At 42.4% G+C, this 12770-nt stretch carries 6 protein-coding genes; all 6 read left to right on the top strand.

What is annotated here, in order from left to right; genetic code table 11:
• The first annotated feature begins 347 nt into the window (after positions 1 to 347).
• The 6 genes from F4V51_RS26270 (at position 348) to F4V51_RS26245 (ending at position 12583) form a co-directional block, all read left to right on the top strand.
• Complete coding sequence (locus F4V51_RS26270) at positions 348 to 3356, top strand: S-layer homology domain-containing protein (protein WP_162009997.1); 3009 nt, start codon at positions 348 to 350, stop codon at positions 3354 to 3356.
• Between the two features lie 144 nt (positions 3357 to 3500).
• Positions 3501 to 6101, top strand: a complete 2601-nt coding sequence (locus tag F4V51_RS26265; protein WP_153980150.1) for a hypothetical protein — start codon at positions 3501 to 3503, stop codon at positions 6099 to 6101.
• 138 nt (positions 6102 to 6239) lie between these two features.
• Positions 6240 to 6797, top strand: a complete 558-nt coding sequence (locus F4V51_RS26260) for a hypothetical protein (protein ID WP_153980149.1) — start codon at positions 6240 to 6242, stop codon at positions 6795 to 6797.
• 137 nt (positions 6798 to 6934) lie between these two features.
• Entirely contained in the window at positions 6935 to 7210 is a 276-nt protein-coding gene (locus F4V51_RS26255) for an alpha/beta-type small acid-soluble spore protein (protein ID WP_153980148.1), read from the top strand.
• Positions 7211 to 7465: 255 nt separating this feature from the next.
• Positions 7466 to 8668 carry a methionine adenosyltransferase gene (gene metK, locus F4V51_RS26250; protein ID WP_153980147.1) on the top strand — a complete coding sequence of 401 codons (1203 nt, stop codon included), beginning with the start codon at positions 7466 to 7468 and terminating at the stop codon, positions 8666 to 8668.
• A 222-nt stretch (positions 8669 to 8890) separates the two neighbouring features.
• Complete coding sequence (locus F4V51_RS26245; protein ID WP_153980146.1) at positions 8891 to 12583, top strand: SwmB domain-containing protein; 3693 nt, start codon at positions 8891 to 8893, stop codon at positions 12581 to 12583.
• Positions 12584 to 12770: the final 187 nt, after the last annotated feature.

Below are 12770 nucleotides of genomic sequence, written 5' to 3'. Positions count from 1 at the left end.
CATGGTTTTGAACTGTCCCAGACCCGCGTTGTATCAGTACATAAATTAGTTCAAAACTTTTTTTGAAGAATCCGCAACTTTTTGAAATCTACTGCGTTTAAGATGTAGAGTCAAAAACATTGGGCCACTTACCAAGATTGACCTCGTGAAGAATCTTGTCTATTTATTAGAAAAAATTGCTTTACGTCAAGAGAGACCCATTGTATAATACGTAAGGTAGGATTAGGAAACTACTCTATTTTCGTATGGTTCTATTATTACTCTAGTTTACAAGTTTCTGTGATTTGCTCACAGACATCATTTATATTAACTTGCTCATGACTCTGGAAAGGGGGTGCGACAATAGAATGAGAAACACGAGCGACCCTATTAAAGAAAATTCCCATGTTATGAACGCCCAAGGAGGAGAAAAAAAGGTTATGAAGAAAATTTTATCCGTCGCTTTGTCTACAGCAATGGCATTCTCGATGTTTGCATCTGTAGCATTCGGTGATACAGCAGTTACACCACAACAACAATTTGATGCATTGAAAGCTAAAGGTATCTTCAACGGTTACCCAGATGGCACAGCTGGTCTGGACAAAGAGATGACTCGCGCTGAGTTCGCAAAAGTTATCACTAAATTGCTCGGCTTGAAAGAGATCACTGGTGTGTACTCTTACAACGACAAAAACTACAACGCTAAAAACTGGGCTGCTCCTTACATCGAAGCAGTAACAGCTGCAGGCATCATGGAAGGTAAAAACGTTGAGAAGAAAATCTTCGACTTCAACGGTAAAGTAACTATCGCTGAGATGGCTACAATCCTGACTCGTGCACTGGATCTGGAAATCCCAACTGAAACTAACAACAGCGCAGCAGCATGGGCTAAAGGTTATGTTCAAGCAGCGATCAATGCTGGTCTGATCGATGCTAACGCTAACTTCAGCGCTAACGCTTCCCGCGAATTGTTGGTAGGCGCAGCTTACTCCATCGATCAAGCTCAAAGCTTGAAAGTGACATCTTACACAGTATCCGAAGCTGGTAAAGTAGTTGAGTTCAAAATCAGCGATGGTGAAACTGTTAAAGTGACTTTGGATAAAGCTCTTGAAGCTAACAAAGAAACAGAAGTGAAATTCACTTACAAAGATAAAGAATTCACTGAGAAAGTTACTTATGTAGTAACTGAAGCAACTAAATTGCAAACTGTATCTGCAGATAACTTGAAAGAAGTAACTCTTACTTTTGACGGTAAAGTTGATAAATCAACTGCAGAACTTAAAGACAACTATAAATTGAATGCTAGTCTGGCTGTTAAATCCGCTGTACTGAGCGCTTCTGGAAATGAAGTTGTTCTGACTTTGGATCAAGATCAAGCTTTCAAAAACCAACAAAAATACACAGTAACTGTTTCTGGTGTTAAAGCTGGAGCTAAAACAATTCAAGCTAACAATGTTGAATTCACTCCAGTTGACAACAAACTGCCAGAAGTAGTAAGTGTTACTGGTCTGGGAACAAAAGCTATTAAAATCGTTTTCAGTGAGCCAGTTAAACAGTCTTACACTAACAACTTCCAAGTTGACGGTCAAGGATTCTACAGCTCTCCAAATGTTGAGGGACGTGAAGTGATTCTGAAATCCAGCTCTGCACTGAGTGTTGGTGAACACACACTGACAGTGACTGGTGTTGAAGATTTCGCAGGATTCAAATCTTTGAAATCCGATCACAAATTTACAGTTGTTGAGGATACTACACCTCCAACAATTGCTGAAGCTACTGCAACTTTGGAAAAATTGACAGTAACATTCAGCGAAGATATCGATGACTCTACTTTGGATGTAGCTAATGTTTATCACAAACGTGGAGATTCCAAAATTAGCCCTGATCGTGTTGTAAGATTGGCTGCTAACAAGTATGAATTCTACTTCGCTACTGATAAAGCTTTGCCTTCTTACGAAACAACAATTTTTGTTGAAAAGGTAAAAGACTTCTCTGGTAATGAAATCAAAGAAACCTCTAAATTGGTTAAAGCTGAAATTGACACTGAGCGCCCTCAAGTTCTGGATGCACGTGTAACTGCGGGTAATAAGCAACAATTGGCTTTGACTTTCAGCAAATCGCTGGCTGATCAAGACTTCTTGAAATTGATCACTGTTAAAGATAAAGACGGAAAAGTTCGTCAAATCTCTAGCGTGTCTTTCAAAGATCCTTCAACTAAAAATATCCTTTTGGTGAACTTCTTCTCTGATCTCCCAGAAGGTACTAACACACTGACTATCGCTGGTGTGAAAGACAATACAGTTCTTGGAAATGTAATGCTCGATTACACAACAACTTTTAATGTTGGTGATACAACTGCACCAAAAGTTGGATCTGTTTCCTTCAACGTAACAGATAACACTCGTCGTGCTGTAATCGTATTTGATGAAAAAATGGATCCTGAGTCCTTGTTGAACCGTGCTAACTACGTATTGACTTTTGAAGGTAAAAACGTTGGATTGCCTAGCGATGCTTACCTGTCCATCACACAAGATGGTAAGGCTGTAGTAATCGAACTGCCAGTGACTATCAACAATGTTGATGTAACTGCTGACAATTTGACTCAAATTCGCGTTCAAGGTGTTAAAGACGTAGCAGGTAACTACTTGGCTGGATTCCAAGAAGATCTGAAGTTCTCCGACTACAAATTTATTACACTTGGCGAGTACAACGATGCGAAAGATGAAGCTTCGTTGACTGCGAAAAGAGAAATTAAAGTTAAATTGAATCAAACAGTTTCTCGCGTAGTTGATGGTAAAACAACAGTTAAAGTTACATCTGCTACTGGTAGCACTTATGGTGTGACAGACGTTGTTGCAAATGATACTGATGAAATCACTATCAAACTTGCTAACGATCTTTATACTACAGAGGGCCTCAATGTTGAATTTGCTGGAACTAAATTCATTGGTGCTGCTCAAAACAACATCAGTTTTGATGGTACTCAAAGTGTTACAAAAATTGATGATGAAGTAAAACCTGAAGTAGCTTCTAATCAAAACACTTATGCTACTACAGTTTCAGGTGCAACTTACACTGTTACAATCAATGTAACGGAAAACCTGAAAGATGATAATGCTGAATTGGTTAAACTGTTTGCTCAAGATTTGACGGTAACTCGTCTCTCTGACAACAAAGTTGTACCGGTTAGCACAGTAGCTGGTACTGATTTCAGCTATTCTGTATCTGCTACAAATAATGTAATTACTGTAACAATCATCGATGCTAAAGGTAGCCCAGCTGGTTACTCCATCGAAGTAAAAGACAATGCTAAGTATATCCAAGATAAAGCTGGCAATGTCATTGCAGCAAAAGGTGCAGTTCGTACTTCTAACTAATCATCTTTTATTAAGAAACCTGGAGATATCTCCAGGTTTCTTTTTTATACATATTGGTTATCCTTTCCTGACAACATCGTAACTTTCTCCTTTGCCAAAGCGTCTATACTGTAATTATCGTAAGTAATTTAGGGAGGTCTGAAAGTGGTACAACGGAAATTTTTTGTGAGTTTGCTGGTGAGTACTTTACTAATCAGCTCTACAGGTGGTTTGGTTGCTGCAGCTAGTACAACAAAAAATGACAAGCAGACGTCTGTAAGTAGTTCAATTAATGATTCATCCAAGAGGAATACACCTGAAACAACAAGAGTGGTACATACACTAAGCAGCTTATCTCCTGTTAAAGTAACCTCACGCAGCACCGTAAAGCTAACGGATGTAAACATCTTGTCTCAGGATGATGGCAATGTGGTTACGTATACATTGACTTATAAAAATAATGACAGCACGCCAATGATGATGCTGGATTACTGGAGCAAAGTGAAAACGAAAGGTGGAACGCTCTTCTCACCTAAACTGATTGCGAAGGATCAGGAGAAGAAAACCGTTTCCCCTGGATCAACCGTAGATCTGACGTACGTTATGAAAGTTGGACGTGAAGTAAAGCTGAGCGACCTGAACTTTCTAATCGTTAAATGGGATTTCAGTCAAGCTAACTATGAACGAACGCTGGGTAAGTTCAATGTGCCCGCTTCCTATAGCATTACAACACCCGTAGGGAAAACAAAAACAGTTCGACTTAGTGACTCAGCTGTAAAGGTAAAGGTTGCTGGTATTAAGGTATTCCCAGGGGAAGATAAGAATCAGTATGTGAAAATTGGTGTGAATGTAAACAATATTAGTTACAAATTGCTTGAAAACCCGAACATCAAATGGATTTTGCGTACACCGAGCGGAACCAATTATCCGCTTACTCCAGATAAGGATAGTACAAGCGTGAGCATTCAGGCTCAGGCCAATAAAGCTCTCAGCTTGATGGCATCACTACCAACTTCGGTTAAACTGCAAAAATCCGAACTGCTTCTAGTTGAAGAACAGGGCGAGGAGAAAACGGTTTTACCTGTAGCTGCATTACAACTGCCAGAAGCCAGTAAAACGAACGTGGAGGTGGCTGCGAATCAGCCGAATATCATATCGGTTGAAGGACAACGGTTGTCCACACTTCTAGAGTCTGCCAAGGTCCGAGTAGATGATGGAGCGTTCGATCTCAACATGCAGCTGGTGCTTAAGAATGAAGGTAAGAAAGCGATCAAAGTACCAACATATACATTTGAGATCCGTACTGCAGATGGAACGGTGTATCCAATAGAAACAAAAGCATTGGATGCTCTGAAGCTAAATCCTGGAGATATTAAAACGATCAAGCTTAATACGAGTCTTCAAGGAGACGGAGATACGAGCAAGATCAAGCTGTACGCCATGAGTCCGATGAATAAAAGGGAAAGCACAGAACCAGCGACTCCATCTAATAGCTTTGAATTTTCCTACCCAGTAGGCGTTTATGCCATTCCACAAGCTTTTTCCAGTGGTGATGGATTAACTACAGAAAGTGTGATTAAAAACAATAAAGGAACCTTTGGTGTTTCTCTAGGGTCTTTACAGCGTCTGCCTTGGTTGGATAGTGACATTGTCGCAGCCAAAGTAACCATCCGAAATGCAGGCACCAAAACAGTACAGTTACCTGAGCTGGAGGCCATGTTTACCATTGACTCCGCTCAAGTTGATGGAGACAAGAAGCTGATCTATACGCAGAGCGGCAAGTTGTTGGGAGTGGGTATGACGACGGAAGCCTATCTGTTAACCAAGATTCCTTCTGAGCTTCGTATGAGCCGACTGGAAGTAAGTTTAATTGAGAAAGTCAGTGAAGAAGAAACCAATGAATGGATTACGTTGAATACATCAGGGCTGATTCAGCCAATTTCTTATGTAGGCACAGGTAAGACATATACGTCTGGTACAGCGGATAAAGAGACGGAGATGGGTGTGCGAAGAACCATTCGTTATCCGGGCACTTCATCAGATATTGTGTATACCGAATTCGAGATGACCAATAAATCACTCCGTCAGAGCGGTCTTGGCAAGCTGGTCGGATACTTCAAAACCTCGGACGGTCAATATTACCGAGCAACGGACAAACAATCTGAACGATTGCCTGGACCTGGGCAAAAGTCGATTGTTACGTTTTGGGCCAAAGTTCCGAAATCAGGCACATTCTCGGATATGCGTCTGATTGTGGGAGAGGGAATTGCGGATAGTAAATTTGTTACGGGTGAAGGAGAGGCAACTGCCTACGTGAATGCACTGGCTTTTGAAGTGCCGCCTACGTCCATTAACGTATTGGGCACTTTAACGAATATTGATCTCTATCCATATACCTTAACCGCTAACAGTGTAAGAGCATATCTAGCAGGAAGTTCATCGGTTCAGGTAGAGATGAATTACAGTTTATCGCGTAATGAAGAGATTGAGATGGGCGAGAACGAACACAAACTCATTCTTACATTGACCGATCAGTCTGGCAAAACATTTGAAAAAGAGCTGGCCATAGGAACAGATCTGAAGGCTGGCAGCAATCAAACGTTAAGCTGGAGTATAGAAGACAGCTTCTTCGAAAAATTGCGTGGTGGTTCGTATCGCTTAACCGTATACGACCAATTCCAAGGACAGCGTATTCAACTGGCCGAGCAAGGATATGGATACGATACATCCAAGCTTCCAAAAGAAGAACCTGAAGAGTTTAGATAAGTTTCCAACCTTTTAATCTCGTGTAATTTGACAAGCAAAACCTCGTTTCGTTTCATTGAAGCGAGGTTTTGCTTGTCGCACTGGGTATTTTTCTCTATAGTAAATGATAGATAGATTACTAGAGGAGGAAACAAAGCAATGAAACCTTATATGAAAGTATCCCTAGCTGCGCTGGCTATTGGTGTTGGCGTGTGGGTTGGGTCTGTATACAGCAACACAGCTATAGGCGCAGGAACCATTCAACCAGGGACAGCGGATGATCCGGTTGTCACAAAGAGCTATGTAGATCAACAGATTCAAAAGGCCTTAAACGGAGGTACTAATGCCGGATCGGGAAGCTCCGCAGGCAATAATAGCGGATCTACCGGGACAGGCAGCACAGGTGGTGATACCTCGCTTCCACCAGTGGTATCTGGAGCATCTGATGCGGTAGAGATCGTTACCGTGAGGCCGGGTCAACAGTTGATCGGTGCTTCTGGTGCGGAGTTCATTGTACGCAGCGGCAAGGCTGTGATCGTCAGTGAAGGTACGAACGGTGTAGCTGATCTGACGGACGGGGTTGACCTGACGAATGGACAGGCTGCGCCGACCAATCACCTGCTCTCTTTTCCAAGGGATGGACGGGGTATAACGGTATTGGATGGTAACAAGTACAGCCTGACGGTTATGGTTCGCGGCGGATATTCTTTGAAATAGGTTAAGCAATTATTCGCATTTTTATTCATTTCATATGTGTAGATTAACCAGTTCTAACAAACATTTATACGGCTAGCCATCAGGGTTCCTGCTCACTCTATAATTGTACAAAACCAATTAACGGAGGTGCAGGAATCATGGCTAGAAGTAACCGCAGAGTGGTACCGGAAAGTCGTCAGATGCTGGATCAGATGAAATATGAGATTGCTGCCGAATTTGGTCTGAATGTAGGGTATGCTCAAAATGCTCTTGCTGGCGCAGATACCGAGTTTGGTTCTGAGCTTGGCGCCGTGAGTGATCACTCCTATGGTCAATACAAAGGCTGGGGCCATCTGACTTCCCGTGAGAACGGATCGGTTGGTGGCGAGATTACGAAAAGGCTGATTCGTCAGGCAGAAAAGCAGTTATTATAAGGTTTTCCCTTATCCCACATGGTTTGACACGGCTTGACAAATGCGATAAGATGGCAGTTGAGGTATGCAACCTTTTCCAGGAGGAAAAGGTTGATTTTTTGTTAAGGCAATTACCTGAAAAATCCTTATCTTCGTAACTGCGGACCCTGCGTCCTTATTCCGCCCGGAAAGCTTTCGAGGGTACAGTGAACGAATCACCGTAAATGTTTTGTTCGGGCAATCGCCATACTACTAGTTATGGGAGGTTGAAACTTCATGTCTGTTAAAGGCCGACATCTATTCACATCGGAGTCTGTAACCGAAGGACATCCGGATAAGATTTGCGACCAGATCTCGGACGCCGTATTGGACGCGTTTCTGGCGAATGATCCAAACGCTCGCGTAGCGTGCGAAGTTTCCGTGGCTACAGGCTTAGTGCTTGTCATCGGTGAAATCAGTTCAGCTTCTGAATACGTAGACATTCCGGCCATTGTACGTAACACGGTTAAGGAAATCGGGTACACACGTGCCAAATATGGTTTTGACTACAACACTTGTGCCGTTCTGACTTCTCTGAATGAGCAGTCAGCGGATATTGCGCAAGGAGTTAACGCAGCACTGGAGAACCGTGATCCGGCTCAAGTCGCTCGCGAAACAGAAAACATCGGTGCGGGTGACCAAGGTCTGATGTTCGGGTTTGCAACGAATGAAACACCAGAACTCATGCCATTGCCAATCGCATTGTCCCACCGTATCGCACGTCGCCTCGCTGAGGTACGTAAAAACGGTACATTGGATTACCTCCGTCCGGATGGTAAAACTCAAGTAACGATCGAATACGACGGCGACAAAGTCGTTCGTGTCGATACAATTGTGGTATCCACTCAGCACGCTGAAGAGATTACCCTTGAGCAGATTCAAAAAGACATTAAAGAACAAGTTATCTTGCCTGTTGTTCCAGCTGAATTGCTGGATGAGCAGACTAAATATTTCATCAACCCAACAGGACGTTTCGTTATTGGCGGACCTCAAGGTGATGCAGGCCTGACTGGACGTAAAATCATCGTAGATACTTACGGCGGTTATGCACGTCACGGCGGTGGTGCGTTCTCCGGTAAAGATCCGACAAAAGTAGACCGTTCAGCTGCTTATGCGGCTCGCTACGTAGCGAAAAACCTCGTTGCTGCAGGTCTTGCTGACAAAGTGGAAATCCAGCTCGCTTATGCGATTGGTGTAGCCAACCCGGTATCGATCAACGTGGATACATACGGAACTGGCAGAGTCAGCGAAGAGAAGCTGGTTGAGTTGGTACGTAACAACTTCGATCTGCGTCCGGCTGGCATCATCCGTATGCTGGATCTGCGTCGCCCAATTTACAAACAAACGGCTGCTTACGGTCACTTCGGCCGTACAGACTTGGATGTACCTTGGGAGCAAGTGGACAAAGCTGATGCTTTGAAAGCTCAAGCGGGTTTGTAATTGGTAGTGTTAGTTAACTGATACCATTAAAACCGATTCCTCAGGAATCGGTTTTTTGGTTTGCATTTTATAGGGACATATGATTTTAGTAGAAGCGTTAAAAGATATATTTTCTGTAGAGAGCCTCAGTTGCTTCTAAACAAATGTTGCATAATAGCCGACATACATAAAGAGGTCTGCCTTATAGACGATGGGTGAATAAAAGATGAAAGGAGATATATTTTGAAAAAGATACAAAAGAATTTACAAAAGGTTATGTTGTTAGGTTTGGTTTTTGTTTTAATGAGTACCGTTTGGCCATCGACCACGCTTCTTAAAATTCAAGCAGCATCAAGCTTGTCTGACTTGGGTATAGTTAGTAGCATTCCATCTCCGGGAGCCATAGGTGTTGATGGAACCCATTCCCTAACCATTGAATTTAATCAGCTTGTTAAAAAAGGGACAGGGAATATTACCATTAAAAGAATCTCCGACAATACAGAAGCTTTACCTCCGATCTCAATGGCTGACGGAAGGGTTGTTATCGACACAAGTGCGGATCCTTCTGCAACATACGGGACAAATGTGAGCATTAATAACCTAAATCTGGCCGGTGGTGGATATTATGTGCTTATAGATCAAGGTGCATTTACATATGCAGATGATACCCCGTTTGTTGGAATTTCAGATGCAAGCCGTTGGACATTCTGGACGAATGGGGTAGGTGCTCCAACAGTTACACAGTTATCTCCTGAGAATGGTGCAACACGAGTATTGCCTGCAGCAAATTTCAAATTGTCATTTAGCAAAGATGTATATCCAGCTAGTGGCACAATTAGTATTTTTAATGTTAGCAACGATGGACTTGTTGAAGCAATTCCTGTTACTTCAACTCAAGTTACAGGTGGTGGCACCGCAAATATTATCGTAAATCCCGCAAATGACCTTATAAATAATACAAGTTATTATGTGACTGTGTCTGCAGGGTCTTTCCGTGACGCTCAGCAGAACGAGACACCTGCCATCGTTAAAGGAAACTGGAATTTCAATGTTTCTACGGATAATACCCCACTTGTAGTATCTTCATTATATCCTGCTGATGGTGCTTCAAGTGCTCCGATAAATAGTGGACTAACTATAACCTTTAATAAAGAACTGGATCCAGCTTATAAAGGAACAGTAACTCTGCGTAAATCTACAGGGACGCCTGTTGCAGTAACGACTACAATTGACTCAACAAACCCCAGAGTAGTCCGTATTGTACCTCAAAGCAACTTGGAGAACAGCTCAATTTATTATGTAGATGTAGCCAGCGGTGGATTTCGGGATAAGGCAGGAAATATCTTTGCTGGATTAACAGGGACAACATCGTGGAGCTTTAAAACTTATACGAGAGATACAACAGCCCCTATTTTGCAAACGGCAAAAATGTATACAAACACGATGATTCAATTGACATATGACAAGTCGCTGAACAATGCTGTAAACCCATCAACATCAAGTTACTCCGTAACCGTTAATGGTGAAAATAGGAACGTAAGCTCCGCTTATGTTTCGGGAAGCAGCGTTTACGTTGTATTGGACACGGGGGTAGCTGTTGGACAGATTGTACGTATGTCATATACTCCAGGAGTGCGTCCGGTACAAGATACCTCATTAAATGCTGCAACCGCATTTTCTGGACGTGAAGTAGTAAACGGACTTGATTCGGTGATGTCTAAACCAAGGGAAGGTTACGTATATGGTAGCAATCTGACTCTATATTTCCCTGAGAGCGTATATGTTACAAGTTCAAATGCTAAAAATCAATTTACAGTAACGGCTAATGGTTCGAATGTTGGTATAAGTTCAATTTCAGTTAGTAGTGGATCTGCGGTTGTTCTTTATCTCGATCGTAATATAACCAATAGTGAAATTGTAAAGGTATCCTATGAACCTGGATCTGATCCAATTAAGGATTTGAGGAGTCAAACTCTCGCAGGCTTTAGTGATTTTTATATACGGAATAGTCTAGATACAATACCGCCTGAATTTCAAAAGGCCGAAGTAAACGGGTCTAAATTAACAATTAAGTACAACGAAGCTTTAAGCAGAACGAATATCCCACTGAAGAGTCAGTTTTCCATTTTGGTAAACAACGCACCACTTTATGTCACAGGGGTAGAAATTTTAGATGATACAGTGACGTTGACGCTTGCTTCACCTATTACAGCCAATCAAAACGCAACGCTTTCATACGTTCCAGGATCTCTTCGTTTGACTGATTTGAATGGCAATCCTGCTGGGTATTTAAACCTCGTCCCTCTTACCCAGACATCCGGTAACGGAAGCATTAAAACGGCAATAGTTCAAGGAGATACGATTACTCTAACGTTTAACAATAATGTATTGAACCAAACAGGCCTTACAACCTCCCAGTTTGTTGTAAAAGCGAATGGGAATACAGTTAATGTACTTTCGGCTTCTTCTTCTGGTTCGACAGTTGTTTTGAAGTTAATGAGTGCTGTTCCAACAGGACAAACGGTAACTCTGTCGTATTCACCAGAATATGTACCGCTAAGGGATAGTCAAAATCAGGTTATAGCTGCTTTTGGGCCTATAAACGTAACTAACAGTACAAATAGCACAGTAACGGATACTGGATCTACGAACTTGCCTGCATGGCTCAGTTTAAGAGAAGCATCCTTATTCGGACAATCCATGTATGTAATGAATCAAAATGCTGCTTCGACTGTCCAAACACAGTCTAGGTACAGCCGTTCTGTGCGGCAGTACAATGTTGATGCAGACAAGATAAAAGAAGGATTTAAATATACAAGAAGTCTGGGCGGTTCATTACACATGCTGATATTTGAAGTACCGACTACAGATACTGCTGCATATGTTGACTTCCCTTTAAATACGCTTCAAGAAGTATATGCAGAGGACCGAGGTGCTGCAATTGGTGTTCAGCTTGCTGATCAATTATGGACAATTTCGCTATCCAAACTAAACTTCGCTCAGATTGCAAGCAGTGCAGGTGCTTCAATCGCAGAAACGAAACTGGCGGTTCAATTTGAACCAGTACCATCTACATCTGCTGGAACTATGGATGGTTTGCTTCTTGGTGCGAATGCATCGAAGTTTTCTGAATTGACAGATATTTATTTATCGGCTTCAAGTCCCTATAAGGCTTCAGCAGAGCTGGAACTATCCAGTGAATTCTGGGTTCGTCTACCAGGAACACCCCCAGCTACATCAATAGGTTTAGTACAATTTGATAAATCAATTGCCAGACTATCAAGTGTACCACACACGCCTGTCCAAGTAGCTAATGCACTTGTTCTTAGAGGAAAGCTTGCAGGGAACCAGACACTTGTAGTTACACAACATATGGTTCGCTTCTCAGATATAGCTTCTCACTGGGCAAGGCCGACACTGGAGGAGATGGCCTCCAAGTGGATTATTGATGGACAAGATGGGATGCCGTATCAACCAGATCTTAAAATAACTCGTGCGGAATTTGCGGTCATGGTAGCTAAAGGACTTGGACTTACAGGAAGCCAGGAGACAGCACAACGCTTCAAGGATGTCTCTTATGGAACAACTACCAGTGCTTATATTGGCGCAGCAACAAAGGCTGGTATAATAACAGGTTACAAAGATGGCACGTTTAAGCCAAGCAATCTTATAACTCGTGAACAGATGGCTGTTATGATGGTACGTGTAATGGATTATGCAAAACAATCCCCGACGTTGCTTAATTCAGCGGCAGCTACTTTGAGTAAATTTAAGGACAATAAAAAAATCCAATCCAAAGAAATTGTTGCCCAAGCAGTGCAGGAGGGGATTATCCAAGGGATAACAACCAGCACCTTCCAGCCAGCTGGGAGTGCAACCAGAGCCCAAGCAGCTGTAATGCTCAAGCGGGTGCTTAATAAGATAGGGTATCTATAACGTTGCTTAGGTCCCTCAGAGTTTTAAGGATTAATAGATTGTCTTATCACCTCGGAACTTGCATATATTCTGCATAGTTCCGGGGTGTTTTTTGTTCTCTTGGAGTCACGCTGTGATTAGGAATACCCTCAAAGTTGGCTGCGGGCGTAACTTTTTCCACGAAAAGCAGTCTATTAATAGTAGAGTA

Source organism: Paenibacillus xylanilyticus, assembly GCF_009664365.1.
GTDB classification, from domain to species: domain Bacteria; phylum Bacillota; class Bacilli; order Paenibacillales; family Paenibacillaceae; genus Paenibacillus; species Paenibacillus xylanilyticus_A.
This window is presented reverse-complemented; position numbering and strand designations above follow the sequence as displayed.